Source organism: Okeania sp. SIO3I5 (assembly GCF_010672085.1).
In the GTDB taxonomy this organism is placed as follows: Bacteria; Cyanobacteriota; Cyanobacteriia; order Cyanobacteriales; family Microcoleaceae; genus Trichodesmium.
Genome location: NZ_JAAHHT010000205.1, coordinates 1 through 16,965, shown reverse-complemented (window position 1 = coordinate 16,965; position 16,965 = coordinate 1). Strand labels below are relative to the sequence as shown.

The following is a 16,965-nucleotide window of genomic DNA, read 5'->3' as shown; positions in this document are numbered from 1 at the left end:
TCTCAAACTCTCTGAAATTCCTGATTATTTGCTCAAAATTTTCTCGGTAAAAATTAGGATGACCATACTAAGCTAGAGATTTTTGTCGATTCCTCTTATGCTGAAAATTTCTACAAGCAGAATAATTTTGTCTTAGAAAAGCAACTTTCTCAAACTCTCTGAAATTCCTGATTATTTGCTCAAAATTTTCTCGGTAAAAATTAGGATGACCATACTAAGCTAGAGATTTTTGTCGATTCCTCTTATGCTGAAAATTTCTACAAGCAGAATAATTGTCTCGTGGAAAAAAAACTTTCTCAATATCTGGGAAATTCCTGATTATTTGCTCAAAATTTTCAAGGGGAAAGTTGGAATTACCATATTGAACTAGAGATTTTTGTCGATTCCTCTTGTGCTGAAAATTTCTACAAGCAGAATAATTGTCTCGTGGAAAAAAAACTTTCTCAATATCTGGGAAATTCCTGATTATTTGCTCAAAATTTTCAAGGGGAAAGTTGGAATTACCATATTGAACTAGAGATTTTTGTCGATTCCTCTTGTGCTGAAAATTTCTACAAGCAGAATAATTGTCTCGTGGAAAAGCAACTTTCTCAATATCTTTGAAATTCCTGATTTTCAGAAGAGTTTTGATAATGAGTATCAATCTTTTCTTTCTGATTGACACTTAACAATCGCTCACAAATACTGAGCAAATGTGACTTACTACAAATAGGCGATCGCGGCAATGGTATTTCAGTATCAGGCCACTTAGGAAGATCGAAACATGGACAGCACTCAGGAGGCATTCCTTTCACAGTAGAAGGAATAGGCATTAAACAACGGGCACAAGGACTAATGTCCCACTCTGAAGAGAATAATTCTTGAATTGTTTCATTTGTTCCTTCTAAATAACAATCTCCCGATTCAGATGATAAAATTTGCTGCCAACATTCTTCAAATTCTTGACTGTAGCGATCGCCTGAAAGTACAATTTGAGGTCTTATAGCTTTTTGGCCATTCTTAATTAATACTTTCTTGCCTAACTGAAACCAATAGGCAATGTATTTTTTGATTTGACTATGAGATGCCATAACTTTTAAGATCCGATTATTTTCTACTTTAAATACAGAGATATTTACAACAAGTCATACCAATTATCAAAAAGGAGATTGTAAATTACTTCATACAATATGTATAAAATAATTACCTGAAATTATTGTTGGTTAGAGTTTGCCGTCAAATCAATCCTCCTTTTTAACTTTTGACTTCCATCAAATGGTATGAATATAGCTTAAGAAAGAATTTGCTCTTGACAATTACTGATGATGAATCTAGAACGCGGAAATGTTTTTCCAACTGTTCCCCGTTCCTTGCTATAGCTTAATATCTGATTTAATTTTAACTTTTCTGATTAAAATTCGCGTTCAAACCAAAGCATTTATTCCTTGAGAATAAATTAAGAATTAAAATTTTAAAGGTACACCTAAAGCACTCAGATGCAAAACATGACCTCCAGTAACCAGATAAACAGACTCAGAAATGACTCCCACTCTACGAATAAGATGACCAAGGCGATCGCGAAATAAACGTCCAATAGGAAAAGAAGGAACAACTCCCCAACCGGTTTCCTCCCCCACTAAAATTACATCACCTTTAGCTTTTAATAGATTTTCAATTACTACTTCTAAAGTTTCATTCCAAACTTGTTCATCTTGTTCCAAAATATTAGCTAACCAAGTACCTAAAGAATCTACCAAAATACAGGAATCTTCATTAGAATAAGCAGCCAAAGTTTCTGATAATTTTACAGGTATTTCTAAAGTTATCCAGTTAGAGGGGCGGCGGTTTTTATGTTTTTCAATTCGAGTTTGCCACTCTAAATCATTAGCATCAATTTGAGAGGTAGCTATGTATATTACTTTTTTTTCAGAATTAATAGCTAAACTTTCTGCCCACTCACTTTTACCAGAACGAGCAGGACCAGTGACTAAAATTAATTTATTAGAAGTGGCTTGAGGAGAATTCATGGCAATAGAACTAGAAATTCAATAAACTGAAAAATGAAGGATAGTAAATTATGCAACAGCAAATTCAGGCCAACATCCCAAAAAACTTCTAGAGTAAAATAACAATAAACTAACTATGGCCCTAATTTCTGCCATTATCTGTACTCATAATCGGGACACTTACTTAGGAGCTGCAATAGATAGCCTGTTAGCACAGGATTTTCCTGATAGCTTTGAAGTAGTAGTAGTAGATAATGCTTCAAAAGATCGTACCCGTGAAGTAGTAGAAGCAAGACTTCCCAACCCCATACTTAAATATGTCTATGAACCAGTCACAGGATTATCTCTGGCCAGAAATACAGGGGCAAAAACAGCCAGTGCTGAAATTTTAGCTTATCTTGATGATGATGCGGTTGCCAGTTCCCAGTGGTTAAAGGTATTACAGGAAGCTTACCAAAGTAACGAAAAACTAGCTATTGCTGGAGGGAAAGTTACGTTAATTTGGCCAGAAGGAATTAACCCTCCCAAATGGCTGTCACAAGAATTATCAGGAAACTTAGGTTACTATGACCTTGGTAATTCTGTTGTATATATTGACCAACCAGGTTTGACTCCTAGAGGTTTAAACTATTCAATTCGTCGCACATTTCTGGAACAAATTGGTGGTTTTGACACTAACTTGGGTCGAGTTGGTAAAAAACTTTTATCAAACGAAGAATTGCATACCACAGAATTAGCAATAAAACAAGGTTGGGAAGTAGCTTATCTACCAGAAGCATTAGTTGCTCATAATGTAGCACCAGAAAGGGTAAAACCTTCCTGGTTTATTGAACGAGGTTGGTGGCAAGGTATTAGTGAATGTTACCGAGAACAACTAGCTGGTAAAGCAGGTTTAGGCCAACTATCACGGGGGAGTGAGAGAATTATTAGAGGTATGTATAAGTCACTAAAAAATATTACAGACCCAGCAAAATGTTTTGATAATTTTGTCTATGCTTATGGTCAAATAGGCTATTTAGGAGCAGCTATTCAGGGCATGATATCTACATCAATAAATCCAAGACATTGATGTATCTGTTAAGTTATGGGTTATAGGTTATGGTCGATCAAAGTTTTCTGCACCATCTCAAACTCGGGATAACAACCGAGAGGATAGGGGTTCATTAATGGATAATGGATAATTGATAATTGATAATTAATAATTGATAATTACGTCTCCCTAAAAGGGAGAGGATTCACTTAAAGGAAAAGATTTATTTCTCTTTTTACCCAATTACCATCCATTGCCAATATTTCTTTGAAAACAAAAACAAACTCAGCTTTAATCAACTGTATCATCTACTATCTAAGACTGATGATTATCAAGCTTTACCAACTAAAGTTAGCCAGCAAATAATCAGAAGATTAGACTCAGCTTGGAATAGTTATTTTGCCGCTTTAAAAGAATGGTAAAAACAGCCAAATAAATTTTTAGGAAGACCAAAAATTCCCAAATAAATATAAACATAAAACAAAATGCCGAAATATTCTGCCATATCGTGAGGAATCAATTTACGGGCAAAGCCTGAAAAAAATAAATTTGTCATCTGTCTATGAATGAAATAAAAATTCCTACTTCACAGAGGTCAATAATAGAAGCAAGAATCATCCCCAAAAGTAGCTGTTATCGAAGAGAAGCAGTACATGAAAAAGGGGAGAAAACTACAAAAAATCAACAAATATTAGGAGTTGATTTAGGAGTAAATAATAATTTAATAGCTGTAACAAAAAATCAAACAGGAACTTCACATAAGCATGATTAAAGGCAGAGGATTAAAGGCTATGAACACCTTTGATAATAAACAGCATTCTTGTTTACAATCTGAATTAAAAACTAACTACAATAAAAGTAATTATGATCGGTTAAAAAAAATAACTCACAAACGAAATTGCCGAGTAGAAAATTATCCCCATATAGCCAGTAAAAAAGTAATAAATTGGTGCGTTAACCAGGAAACAGGAATCTTAATTTTAATTATAGGGCAGAATCAGAATTGGAAACAAGAGATAAAATTAGGGTTAGGGAAAAAGAAAAATCAACAATTTGTGAATATCCCTGATTATTGGTTAATAGAGATGTTAAGATATCAAGCCAAATTGAAAGGAATAAAAGTATTAATTACAGAAGAATCTTATAGATATCAATCAAGATTTTTTAGATGGGGATAATTTACCAAATATAAAACAAAGGAAAATAAATTATTAAATGCTGATGTAAATGGGTCGTTTAACATTATTAAAAAAGTAATTATTGATGTCTTTCACCAAGGAATAAAGAATTTGCCGTTTAACCCTGTGGTGATCAATCCACTTGCGTTAAACTAAAGCTTCTAGGTTTTTGAGTAAGTTTGAGTAAGTTTAGTTGAGCGGTGTGTAGTGAGAAAGAAAAAACAACCCCTAATCCAATACCCAAAACTTTTGGAGCGTAGCGACAATAAATTAAGGTACAGCAGTTGAAGCAAAGATTAGGACATTCATAAATTCTCTTTCCTCAGTCAGGGATTACTTATGACATCTGACCTTTGATTTATGACTTGCGCGTAGCGCTATAATTCCCATTTATAAATTATTTAATTATGACATTATCTAAGATACCAGTATCAGTTCTAATTCCTGCTAAGAATGAAGAGCAAAATTTACCTGCTTGTCTAGACAGTGTAGCTAGAGCAGATGAAATATTTGTTGTAGATTCTCAAAGTAGCGATCGCTCCACCGAAATAGTTGAAAGTTATGGAGCAAATTTAGTACAGTTCTATTTCAATGGTACTTGGCCGAAAAAGAAGAACTGGTCTTTAGACAATTTGCCTTTTAGGAATGAGTGGGTATTAATTGTTGATTGTGACGAACGTATTATCCCAGAACTTTGGGATGAAATTGCTACAGCTATTCAAGATCCAAATTACAGTGGTTATTATCTTAACCGTAGAGTATTTTTTCTAGGAACATGGATTCGTCATGGAGGGAAATATCCGGATTGGAACCTCAGATTATTTAAACATAAAGAAGGTCGCTACGAAAACTTGAAAACTGAGAGTGTGCCGAATACTGGGGATAATGAGGTACACGAACACGTTGTTTTAACTGGCAATGTGGGATATTTGAAAAATGATATGCTTCACGAAGATTTTCGTGATTTATTTCATTGGCTCGAAAGACATAACCGTTATTCTAATTGGGAAGCACGGGTATATTACAATCTATTGACTGGTCAGGGTGATATTGGAACTATTGGTGCTAGTTTATTTGGAGATGCAGTACAGCGCAAGCGTTTTCTCAAGAAAATATGGGTGAGGTTGCCATTTAAACCTTTCTTGAGATTTATTTTGTTTTACTTTATTCAACTAGGATTTCTAGATGGTAAAGCAGGATATATTTATGGTAGGTTATTGAGTCAATATGAGTATCAAATTGGTGTTAAGCTTTATGAGCTTAAAGATTGTGGTGGTGGGTTGAATCTTACTCAAAAGAAACCAGAAATTACTAATCCTCAACCAGTTGCTCAGGTAGATTCAGCTAGTAGTAGTTAAAAGAATTCTGTAGGGGTTTGGTATCTAAACCCCCTTATTTTATGGCAGTATTCAAGGTCTTGCATTATTTTTGGCAATTGGTATTATTCTTTTATTTTTCCTTGCCTAATTTTCTCTTGCCTGAAAAATCAGAAAATCAAGTTATTTTCGGCTAGAAAATCAGACTAGAATATTGATGAAAATATAGTTAGTATTCTGTAGGGATTGGGAGAGTCAACTCCTACTTTTGCTGTGGCATTGTTTTGGCGAATTGGTATGACTTCTTCATTTTTCCTTACCTAATACCAAATTCAAAAAAGGTCGCTACATTATTAGTTTCAACACTCTTACCAGCAGACTCAAGCAGTGTAAAAGTATTTTTTGAAAATGGTATAATTTTCTCTAGCTGACAAAATCAGAAAATCAAGTGATCTTTGACTAGAGAATAAGATCAGAATATTGATGAAAATATAGATAGTATTCTCTAGGGGTTTGGTTTCCCAACCCCTACTTTTGCTATGGAAGTCTCCTATGTTTAATATTTTGTTGATAAATGGTCTTTTATAATTTTTATTCTATTATAATATCCTGGAAATATTGGCAAAAAATACAGATTGATGGAATTTAACTACTATTTACAAGAATTAGAAAAGAATCTGGAAAAGGGTAGTGAACGTACTCATTATCCTGCGTTGAAAAATCTGATTGACGGTAAAATTTTGGGAATTAATGCCAATATTGAAGAAACTGGAAATCAAGCTGGTATCCCAGATTTTACAGTTAGGAAAAATAATAATTTACTTGGTTATATTGAAGCTAAAAAAATTGGTGAAAATTTAGAGAAAGTTGCATCAACTGACCAGCTAAAACGATATTTAGAATCTGCCGTAGGTGAAAATTTTATTTTAACTAATTACTTAGAGTTTCGTTGGTATAAAGAGGGTAAGTTAAAACTTGAGACAAGTCTAGGTAAAGTAAAAAATCAAAAGATTATTCCTAGTGATGATTTAGAAAAAACTACTCAGTTAATCGAATCATTTTTAAGTTATCAAAAGAAAGTTATTAATAACTATAATGATTTGGCACAACAAATGGCTGCTCAAACTAAAGTCATTCGTTATAGTCTGGAAGAGGCGTTAAAAATTGAAAATGAAACGGGAGAGTTAACTGCACTTAAGCAAGTTTTCCAAGAATTGTTATTGCCAGATTTAGATAATAATAGTTTTGCGGATATGTATGCTAAAACTATCACTTATGGATTATTTACTGCTAGAGTTGGTCATGCTCAAAATCCTGGTAATTATCATTTTAATCGTCAAACTGCAAGTATTTATATTAGCGATAAAATTCCTTTTTTACAGGGTTTGTTTAGTACAGTTATTGCCACAGATATTGTCAGTAAAATTAACTGGGCGATTGAAATTTTGATAGAAGTTTTGGCTAAAGTTGATATCGGAAATATTCTGGAAAATTTTGGTCGGGAAACTAGAAAGGAAGACCCGGTTGTTCATTTTTATGAAACTTTTTTAGCTGCTTATGAAACATCTTTGAGAAAAAGTCGCGGAGTTTATTATACTCCTGAACCTGTGGTGTCTTTTATTGTCAAATCAGTTAATCATATTTTAGATAAATATTTTGATTTAGATGATGCTTTAGGTAGTAGAAAAGTCACAATTTTAGACCCTGCTACAGGTACTGGTACTTTTTTATATCGGGTAATTAAACAAATTTATTTTAACTTTGAAAAATATGGTGCAAATCGTTGGCATGAGTTGTTAAGAGATAAACGAGTTTTGCAGCGGTTATATGGTTTTGAATTATTAATGACTCCTTACGCGATCGCTCATTTAAAGTTGGGGTTATTATTGAAGACTTTGGGTTATGGTTTTGAAGAGAGGGAAAGATTCAATATTTTTTTGACTAATGCTTTGGATGAGGGAATAAAAAAGTCTAGTTTGTTATTGGCAGAATATATTTCTGAAGAAGCTAATCAAGCGGCAAAGGTGAAGGAGGAAAAACCGATTTTTGTGGTGTTAGGAAATCCTCCTTATTCTGTTAGTTCGCAGAATGTTAGTAAGCGGAAAAGACGACTGGAGCAGGATACTAAATATTTGGCAGATGTTAAATATAATGGTTCGACTTGGGAGAAGGTTTATAAAATAGGTAAAGCTGGAAAAGAGATAACAGAATTAACTTATATTGGCGAACTTTTGGAAAGATATAAAGGTAGGGTTAGGTTGGAGGGAGAAAAGAATATTCAACCTCTTGATGATGACTATATTAAGTTTATTCGTTTTGCTCACGATCAAATAGAAAAAATTGGGCATGGGGTAATAGGTTTGATTACTAATCATTCTTATATTAATGGTTTAATTCATCGGGGGATGAGAGAGGAGTTAATGAAATATTTTGATAGTCTCTATATTATGGATTTACATGGTAATTCTTTGTTGAAAGAAACGACACCGGATGGAGAGATTGATGAAAATGTTTTTGATATTCAACAAGGTGTGGCGATTTTAATTGCGATTAGGGAAAAAAGTGAACCTGATGCTTTTTCGGTGGTTTATAAAAAGAGAGATGGGGTGAAGTTACCTGCTGATGTTTTTTATTTTGATTTATGGGGAAAAAGGGAGGATAAATATAAGTTTTTAGAGAGTGTAAATTTTCAGGATGTTGATTGGATAAAGTTAAAACCTTCTGAGCCTAATTTCTTTTTTTCACCTAAAAATTTTGATTTGAGTGAAGAATATAATCAAGGGTGGAGTGTTATAGATATTTTCCCCGTTAATTCTACAGGATTTACAACTCATAGAGATAATTTTGTCATAGATTTTGATAGAGATGTGCTTCTCAAACGAATCCAGGATTTTCGAGATTTAAGCATAACTGATGAACAACTATCTAATAGATATAATCTTAAAGATACTCGTGACTGGAAAATTCCTCTAAAAAGAAAGTCATTAGCTAATAACCTAAATTGGCAAAGTTACTTAACTACTTGTTTATATCGTCCTTTTGATTCAAGATTCTATTATCATCATCAAGATGTTGTTGAATATCCGAGGAATGAAGTGATGGTACATTTACAATCAGACAATCTAGCGTTAATTTTATGTCGTCAACAAAAAGAGGTAGGATTTAGACATTGTCTAGTGACTGAAAATATAGGAGATGGAAATTGTATTTCAATTCATTCAAGAGAAAGAAGTTATTATTTTCCTCTCTACATTTACCCCGATACAGAAAGCGGACAAACAAATTTATTTGTGGAAAAAACAGCCAACTTATCCTCAAAATTTTTAACTGCCATCCAATAAAAATTAGGATATATCCCCACACCAGAAAATATCTTTTATTACGCTTATGCTGTATTTCATTCCCCTACTTATCGACAAAGATACGCTGAATTTTTGCAGATAGATTTTCCGCGCCTTCCCCTCATAAGTAATAATCAATTATTCCAACAATTAATAACTAAAGGCGAGGCATTAGTTAATCTTCATTTACTCAAAAATTTACCAGTTTTCCATCCAGAAGAAAAAAACAATATTGATTGTCAAGGGGATGGTAAAAATATCGTCAAAGAAATTAGATATGACTCGACAAACGAAAAAATCTGGATTAACAAAAATTGTTATTTCACAGGAGTCAGTCAAAAAGTATGGGAATTTAAAATCGGTAGCTATCAAGTTTTAGATAAATGGTTTAAAGACAGAAAAAAGGCTAATCGGGAATTATCCGATGAAGAGATTAATCGCTACCAAAAAATTATTGTTGCTCTGAGAGAAACTAGAAAAATTATGACAGAAATAGATGAAATTATTCCGAGCTTTCCCCTGGAATAGTCAGACAGAAAAACCGAGTCGGAAAAATTTATCTATCTATATATAGTTGTCATTTCGTCTACCTAGAGATGAGGTGGGAAAATTTGCCAAAATTCTCTGTAATTTCCCAAAATTATGATTTGTCTATTCCAGAACTGATGAGTCGGCAAAATTTCTTGTTGCTCTGAGATCAATCAGAAAAACAATGACAGAAATAGATGAATTATTCTCAGCTTTTACGTCGGATAGTCAGACAGAAAAACAATGACAGAAATAGATGAATTATTCTCAGCTTTTACGTCGGATAGTCAGACAGAAAAACCGAGTCGGAAAAATTTATCTATCTATATATAGTTGTCATTTCGTCTACCTAGAGATGAGGTGGGAAAATTTGCCAAAATTCTCTCAATTTTCCCAAGCAACTATTTACCTATCTCACTACCGATGAGTCGGCAAAAATTATTGTGTCTCTGAGAGAAACCAAAAAACTAATGACACAAATAGAGCAAATTCTGCCGAGCTTTCCCCTGGAATAGTTGTCATCCCATCTACCTAGAGATGCGGTAGGAAAATTTGCCAAAATTCTCTGTGATTTCCCAAAATTATGATTTGTCTATTCCAGAACTGATGAGTCGGCAAAATTTCTTGTTGCTCTGAGATCAATCAGAAAAACAATGACAGAAATAGATGAATTATTCTCAGCTTTTAGGTCGGATAGTCAGACAGAAAAACCGAGTCGGAAAAATTCATCTATCTATATATAGTTGTCATTTTGTCTACCTAGAGATGAGGTGGGAAAATTTGCCAAAATTCTCTCAATTTTCCCAAGTAACTATTTACCTATCTCACTACCGATGAGTCGGCAAAAATTATTGTGTCTCTGAGAGAAGGCAAAAAACTAATGACAGAAATAGATAAAATTATGCCGAGCTTTCCCCTCGAATAGTCAGACAGAAAAACCGAGTCGGAAAAATTCATTTATCCAGATATAGTTGTCCTTACCTCTTCCTAGAGATGGGGTAGGGAAATTTGCCAAAATTCTCTCAATTTTCCCAAGCAACTATTTACCTATCTCACTACCGATGAGTCGGCAAAAATTATTGTGTCTCTGAGAGAAATAGATGAAATTATTCTGGAGTTTTGCTATTTTTATAAATCAATTCATTAATCTATTCCACACTCAAAATAAATTGAATAAACTTTTTAAAATTAACTATTCTATACTAATATACTTATAAAAGTATAATCGGATATTCCTATCAATTTTATGGTAGTAGTATAAAAGTCACTATTTAGCTAATTTAAACATCTCAATCAGGACTTACGCATTTTTCAGTTCTAAACACTACATATCTAAAACGTTATAGTTTTTCAGCAATATATACACTATATATAGTGTCTCTGCGTAAGTCCTATCAATGATATAAAATTGTCTAATTACAATCAAACCTAAAAAAATTAACTCCCAATGACAAATAACCAACAAACAGAATCTTGGGTCGATCTTCGCAAATACGACCAATCTTGGTATAACCGAGGTAGACCAGGTTGGTTTGTATTATTATGGTGGTTTGTACAAGCAATTACTTTTCCCTTAACTCCCCAACCTTTATATAGTGTGAGAAGACTAATATTAAATCTCTTTGGAGCAAAAATTGGTCAAGGAGTTTTAATTCGCCCAACTGCGAGATTTACCTATCCTTGGAAAATAGTGATCGCCGATTATAGTTGGATAGGAGACGATGTAGTTTTATACAGTCTTGACCATATCAAAATAGGTAAGCATTGTGTCATATCTCAAAAAAGTTACCTTTGCACTGGTAGCCATAATATAGAAGACCCTACATTTGGTTTACAAACAGCAAGTATTACTATTTGTGATGGTGCTTGGGTAGCAGCAGATTGTTTTGTTGGTCCTGGTGTTAATATTGGTGCTAATGCAGTTATTGGTGCTAGGAGTAGTGTTTTTAAAGATATGCCTCCAGGTCAAGTTTGTTTAGGAACACCCTGTCAACCTCGTTATCCTAGACAAATTAAAAATTAATCAAAAGGAATAATATTATGTCCAGTGGAATACTTATAAAGAACAACGGATGAGTCATTTCAGTTATCAGTTATCAGTTATCAGTACCTCCGGCAATAGGGAGACTTGAAAATACGGAAGATTCTTTTTTTGATCCTCTTGAAAGAGGAGGCGATTAAGCAAAATTTTTCGGTCAGGAGGGAACTAAGAAGAAAGTTTTTTATCACTTTAGTCAATCCTATAATTTTAAGGAGATTTAATTATTAATTATTCATTGTTAATTATTAATTGTTGAATCTATTCATTCATATTCTTATAAGTTGCTACTGCAGAAGGTGAACTACGGTTCAAGTAACGGAATATCCAATACTTAAAAACGGCATCCAAAATAACTGGAAAAGTTGCAATAAATAAGAAGTTAAAATCTCTGCTTTCTGGTAATCCAAAATGTCTAGTAATATTTTCCAAAATTACTTCCCAACCGTGAGGAGAGTGGAATCCCACAAACATATCTGTTAACAAAATAATTATAAATGCCTTAGCACTATCACTAAGACCATATATAACATCATCCATGAAAGATTTTAAAATCTCAACATCTCTTTTATTCGTAGAAATAATCACAACAAAAGTCATCAAAGATATTAGGTCACAAAAAATATTTTTAATCGCATTATTGCCTTTAACTTCATATCCCCAAGCTATTTCTTGAGCCTTTTCTTCGACTTTATGTTCAATCAATTCTTCCCTTTCAGATTTAGGTATTTCAAAAAATTCTTTGCCAGATTCAGATAATTCTGGAAATAATTCCGGAGCCTTACCTAAATACATTTGAAAATGAAGTTTCTCCTCATATTGATGTAACTCCATCAAAGCTTCCTCTTCCATATTAGGATTAAGAAAAATTTCTGCTTGTTTATGAGGTAGTGGAATAAAATTATCAACTAAATAACCCACAAAAGTTATTTTTGATAATTGGTGCATGAGTAAAGGTACTAAAATCAACAGCAAGACAAATCTAATTGAAGTAATAGTCTTGACTTTGGATTTTCTAAACTTTTTAATGACCTCTGTTTCTGCTTCAGGATCTAACTCTTTTTTGATTCTTTTTAAAGTATTTAACAGGGAACGGGGTAAGAAGCTAGTTTCAGGAGTATCACTTTTTAGTTGTGCTAAATTATTTTGATTTAGTGAAGAATCAGATAGAACATTATTGGGATAATTATTAACATTATCTTGACTAGATACTAGAGTTACAGAAGATGAACCATTAGCAATTTCTACAATTGTATTTGATTCTTGTACTTGAGGCTTTGAAGAGTTACGATATCGACTGATTACTCCATCAATAAACTCTAGTTTTTCTAAAATAATTGATGGTCGCTCCTGAAATTCTTGCTGATAATTTTGATTAAATTTATCCTCTTGCTTGCCAACTTTATTTTTATCGAGAGTTCCTACCATTGAAACACTTGTATTAAATTCAGCTAATCTAGTTTGAATGATTTTTAAGTATCGTTTCAATTCGGAATTAAAATAAGATTTAGCACTATTACTATAATGAACTGATGTAGTAGAAATTTTTTGACCTTCAAAATGTTTCTCTTCAATAGATTTAATCTTGAGAGCAGCATTATAAGCCATATCCAAAGCTCTTTCAGGAGTTTCTTGGAACCACTGGTTAGCATTCAGCACAGACAGTTTAAATTGCTTCCAGGGATAAATCGCCATATTTCTTATATTCTGATAAATTAAATTAGAATGCAGAATTTAGAATTTAGAATTTAGAATGCAGAATTATGAATTATGAAATTAATGAATTGTTAAATTAAGAAATTAAGAAATTAATCACTTTATTAATCCTAAAATCATTATTGTTAAATACTAATAAATTAAAAAATTAACTAAGCAGGTAAACAAAATTAATTACACATTTTGTAAGACTGAATCCCTTATAGTATATGCCTTACATCAAATCATAGTAGGTAAACAATTTTGTAATGGTGCTTATTTGATAATTCTAAATTCTAAATTCTAAATTCTAAATTCATTTAAGTAATACTATTTAAGTGTTGCAATAGCTGTGGTGGTTCCATTACCCCTTCTATTTTATCTACTGGCTGACCATTTTTAAACAAGACCAAAGTGGGGAAAGCTTTAATATGATACCTTGAAGCTAACTGAGGATATTTATCTGTATCAATTTTAACTATTCGCAATTTATCTTTCATTTGTTGATTCACCTGTTCGAGAATAGGGGCCATCGTCTGACAAGGACCACACCAAGTAGCATAAAAATCGACTAAAACAGGTAAATCTGAACCAGCAAGCAATTCATCAAAATTATTAAACTTCTTTTTAATTGCCATAATGAAAAAATTTATTAGATTATCTGTACTCTTAGTTTAAGATAATCAAACAACAATCTTTTTAAAGTTAAGGAAGAAATAAGAAGTAAAACCTACTTTCAGGGATTTTGGCTCTCTATCAGTTAATATAAGCTAGTTTATAGCTTTATATAAAAGGAAAGGATTTGATTATGGAAGCATTACCCGAAGCACTACAACGTTTGAAAGGACAAGTAGCAATAATTACAGGTGCATCTAGAGGAATTGGTCGAGCAGCAGCTTTAGCATTAGCAATGGAAGGAGCAAATGTAGTTGTTAATTATGCTAAATCTAGTGGCGCTGCTGTGGAAGTAGTAGCAGAAATAGTTGCTGCGGGTGGTAGTGGGATGGCGCTACAAGCAGATGTTTCTCAAGTTGAGGAAGTGGATACTCTTGTCAAAGAAGTCATGGAAAAGTGGAGTCGCATTGATATTCTGGTTAACAATGCTGGTATTACTCGCGATACTTTACTATTACGGATGAAACCTGATGACTGGCAGTCGGTAATAGACCTAAATTTGACTGGGGTTTTTCTTTGTACTCGTGCGGTGAGCAAAATTATGCTCAAACAAAAGAGTGGCCGTATTATTAATGTTGCTTCGGTAGCTGGGCAAATGGGTAATCCTGGTCAAGCTAATTATAGTGCAGCAAAAGCAGGAGTAATTGGCTTTACTAAAACTGTGGCAAAGGAACTTGCTAATAGAGGGATTACAGCAAATGCGGTTGCCCCTGGGTTTATCGCTACTGATATGACTAAAGAATTGAAAAATTCTGAGGAAATTATCAAGTTTATTCCTCTAGGTCGTTATGGTAAACCAGAAGAGGTAGCAGGTATGATTAGGTTTTTAGCTGCTGATGATGCGGCAAATTATATTACTGGTCAGGTGTTTAATGTGGATGGGGGAATGGTGATGAGTTAATTAATAATTAATAATTAATTATTAATTATTAGGGTTTACTGAAAAAATTAGAGTGTGGGGAGGTTGGTCCGTGTAGTCCGGGTGGTCCGTGTGGTCCTTGTGGTCCGGGTGGTCCGTGTGGGGAGACAGAGAAAGTAGGAGGAATAATTATCAGAGTGATTTTTTTGTGCTTGTCTGCCTTTTATTCTAACTTTTTGGTCACTCAAGCTTAAAGATTTGCACTTTTTTTTTGCTCCAAAAAGGCACTTACCTTTATTTGTTAGTGCTTTGAGATTTAATCAGCAAACACTAAATTAAAATCAAAAGTCAAAAGTCAAAAGGCAAAAGTAAGAAAAATTGATAATTTTTGTATCCTTTTTTTTAATTTGTCGATGATCGAGTTCCGTAAGGTAATTAATCCAGTCAATGACAAATCAGGAAATATTACCTCAGTTGAACAGTTGAGGTAATCAAATAGTCAGAATACACTAATGCTATTAAGGAACCTTTTTGACTGAAAAATCCTTCCCTTTCCTATCTATTACAGGTCTACTAAAAGTCCTAAAGCAACATTTTTTTTGTATAATTTTTGTTATGGCAAGGTTTGAGCATTTTTTCTAATGCAACATTTTAGTGTATCAGTCTAGTGGGATGCGTTAGTGGAAGAAAATAGACTCTAACGCGCCGTTTTTTTTTAGTTTAGGTTGCTTAATAAGTTTGACTTCTGACTCCTGATTTTCAGGTGCGTTTCCCAAACAACGCCCTACTAACTCTTCTTCCAGTTCGTTACAATATTGGCAATGAAAGTGTTATAAGAAACCGGGTTTCTGGGAGGTAGATGTTATATAGTGGCGCATTTAAAAGCAACCGGGTTTCTGCGCTTTTTTCTACCGATTTATCAAAATATTGTAAGCATTCAGGTGTTAGTTATCAGCTATTAGCTATTTAAAAAAATTGATGAAACCTAAAATTTATACTATACCTTTAAGACAATTTGCTTCTGGGGATTTTCTGTATTTACAAGTTTATAAATTTACTGGAAATCAGACAGGAACAAAAGCTTATATCCAGGCAAATTTACATGGAGCTGAGATTAGTGGTAATGCTGTTATTCATCACCTTATAGAATTTTTAATGAATCTGGATGATAGTCAACTAATAGGAGAAATATTGTTAGTACCGGTGTGTAATCCTGAAGGAGTTAATTCGCGCTCACATCAATTTTCTTCAGGTAGATATAACAGCTACGATGGTAAAGATTGGAACCGGATATTTTGGGATTATGAAAGGGAAGATGTAGATATTGAAGCTTTTGCTAAAACTCAAATTGATTTAACAGAAACGGAAATCAAAAATAATTATCGCCAGGAAGTTTTACGCAGTTTTAATCAACAGTTAGAAAAAATTAATTCTGCTAGTGGTACACCTTTCTATAAGCAATACAGATATCAACTTCAATCATTATGTTTAGATGCAGATTATGTGATAGATTTACATAGTTCAAGTAATCAAAGTTTAGATTATTTTTATTGCTTTCATGGCAGGGAAAAAAGTGCTAGGTGGTTTCTTTTAGATTATGGGATTTTAATGGAAGATGGAGAATATGATGGAGATGCTTTTGATGAGGCATTTTTGAAACCTTGGTTAGCTTTAGAAATGTATTTGAAAAAGTTAGGAAAACCAATTCAATTTGACATAGAATCATGGACATTAGAATTAGGTTCAGGAATGAAAATGAACCCTGAATCAGTGGCAAAAGGTATCCGGGGATTGAAAAATTATTTAGCTAAAAAAGGGATGTTAAAAATATCGGAATTTCCCTTGACAGAACTAGCAGATAGTCAAATAGTTTTTACTCCTAAAAAAGAGATGAAAAGTTATTATGCTCCTGTCGGTGGCATGATACAAAATCGAGTCGAACCTGGTACAATTGTTCAACAAAATCAGCGTCTTTATCAAATATTGAATTTTAACAAGAATCAAGACTTGCCTAAAGTTATAGATGTTTTTGCAGAAACAGAGGGTTTAGTTTTAGATAATTCAACAAACCATTCTGTTAATCAAGGAGATTTTGTATTAGATATTATCTGGAAAAATCCGTAGGTGTTGGGAAACAAAATCCTGAGAAATATTGATGGAAATCCCCAAATCAGGAATTCGATAAATTGGGGAAAATTATCTGAAAAAATCCGTAGGTGTTGGGAAACAAAATCCTGAGAAATATTGATATAAAACCCAAATCAGGAATTCGATAAATTGGGGAAAATTATCTGGAAAAATCCGTAGGTGTTGGGAAACA

At 33.2% G+C, this 16,965-nt stretch carries 12 protein-coding genes and 1 pseudogene; 8 read left to right on the top strand and 5 right to left on the bottom strand.

Going from position 1 to position 16,965, the window contains the following annotated elements; genetic code table 11:
• Positions 1-590 precede the first annotated feature (590 nt).
• The gene (locus F6K40_RS30820; RefSeq protein ID WP_293141474.1) at positions 591-1,070 is read right to left on the bottom strand and encodes a hypothetical protein; all 480 of its coding nucleotides are present in this window, start codon (positions 1,068-1,070) and stop codon (positions 591-593) included.
• 372 nt (positions 1,071-1,442) lie between these two features.
• Positions 1,443-2,006: a bifunctional adenosylcobinamide kinase/adenosylcobinamide-phosphate guanylyltransferase gene (gene cobU / locus F6K40_RS30815; protein WP_293141472.1), complete on the bottom strand. Its 564-nt coding sequence runs from the start codon at positions 2,004-2,006 to the stop codon at positions 1,443-1,445.
• 115 nt (positions 2,007-2,121) lie between these two features.
• Here cobU and F6K40_RS30810 point away from each other — a divergent pair, with 115 nt between their 5' ends.
• The gene (locus F6K40_RS30810; RefSeq protein WP_293141470.1) at positions 2,122-3,054 is read left to right on the top strand and encodes a glycosyltransferase family 2 protein; all 933 of its coding nucleotides are present in this window, start codon (positions 2,122-2,124) and stop codon (positions 3,052-3,054) included.
• Between the two features lie 355 nt (positions 3,055-3,409).
• Here F6K40_RS30810 and F6K40_RS30805 read toward each other — a convergent pair whose 3' ends face one another.
• On the bottom strand, positions 3,410-3,571 hold the full coding sequence (locus tag F6K40_RS30805; RefSeq protein ID WP_293141468.1) for a hypothetical protein: 162 nt from the start codon (positions 3,569-3,571) through the stop codon (positions 3,410-3,412).
• 6 nt (positions 3,572-3,577) lie between these two features.
• Here F6K40_RS30805 and F6K40_RS30800 point away from each other — a divergent pair, with 6 nt between their 5' ends.
• From F6K40_RS30800 to hpsU, 5 genes and pseudogenes are all read left to right on the top strand, one after another.
• Positions 3,578-3,787 (top strand): hypothetical protein, encoded by a 210-nt coding sequence (locus tag F6K40_RS30800; protein WP_293141466.1) that lies wholly within the window; start codon positions 3,578-3,580, stop codon positions 3,785-3,787.
• Between the two features lie 19 nt (positions 3,788-3,806).
• A complete protein-coding gene (locus F6K40_RS30795) occupies positions 3,807-4,193 on the top strand; it encodes a hypothetical protein (protein WP_293141464.1) in 387 nt (128 codons plus the stop codon).
• Between the two features lie 407 nt (positions 4,194-4,600).
• Complete coding sequence (locus F6K40_RS30790; protein ID WP_293141462.1) at positions 4,601-5,551, top strand: glycosyltransferase family 2 protein; 951 nt, start codon at positions 4,601-4,603, stop codon at positions 5,549-5,551.
• Positions 5,552-6,147: 596 nt separating this feature from the next.
• Positions 6,148-9,378: pseudogene (locus tag F6K40_RS30785) on the top strand (type ISP restriction/modification enzyme).
• A gap of 1,447 nt (positions 9,379-10,825) precedes the next feature.
• Positions 10,826-11,401, top strand: coding sequence for a hormogonium polysaccharide biosynthesis acetyltransferase HpsU (gene hpsU / locus F6K40_RS30780; protein ID WP_293141460.1), 576 nt, complete (start codon positions 10,826-10,828; stop codon positions 11,399-11,401).
• Between the two features lie 276 nt (positions 11,402-11,677).
• On the opposite strand, the gene F6K40_RS30775 is transcribed toward hpsU, so the two are convergent.
• Together F6K40_RS30775 and trxA are read right to left on the bottom strand one after the other, a co-directional pair.
• The gene (locus tag F6K40_RS30775; RefSeq protein WP_293141458.1) at positions 11,678-13,111 is read right to left on the bottom strand and encodes a proton extrusion protein PcxA; all 1,434 of its coding nucleotides are present in this window, start codon (positions 13,109-13,111) and stop codon (positions 11,678-11,680) included.
• A gap of 320 nt (positions 13,112-13,431) precedes the next feature.
• Positions 13,432-13,749 carry a thioredoxin gene (trxA, locus tag F6K40_RS30770; protein WP_293141456.1) on the bottom strand — a complete coding sequence of 106 codons (318 nt, stop codon included), beginning with the start codon at positions 13,747-13,749 and terminating at the stop codon, positions 13,432-13,434.
• A gap of 170 nt (positions 13,750-13,919) precedes the next feature.
• On the opposite strand from trxA, the gene fabG reads away from it, so the two are divergent.
• Together fabG and F6K40_RS30760 are read left to right on the top strand one after the other, a co-directional pair.
• Positions 13,920-14,687, top strand: coding sequence for a 3-oxoacyl-[acyl-carrier-protein] reductase (gene fabG / locus F6K40_RS30765; RefSeq protein ID WP_293141455.1), 768 nt, complete (start codon positions 13,920-13,922; stop codon positions 14,685-14,687).
• A gap of 936 nt (positions 14,688-15,623) precedes the next feature.
• Positions 15,624-16,769: a M14 family zinc carboxypeptidase gene (locus F6K40_RS30760; protein ID WP_293141453.1), complete on the top strand. Its 1,146-nt coding sequence runs from the start codon at positions 15,624-15,626 to the stop codon at positions 16,767-16,769.
• Positions 16,770-16,965: the final 196 nt, after the last annotated feature.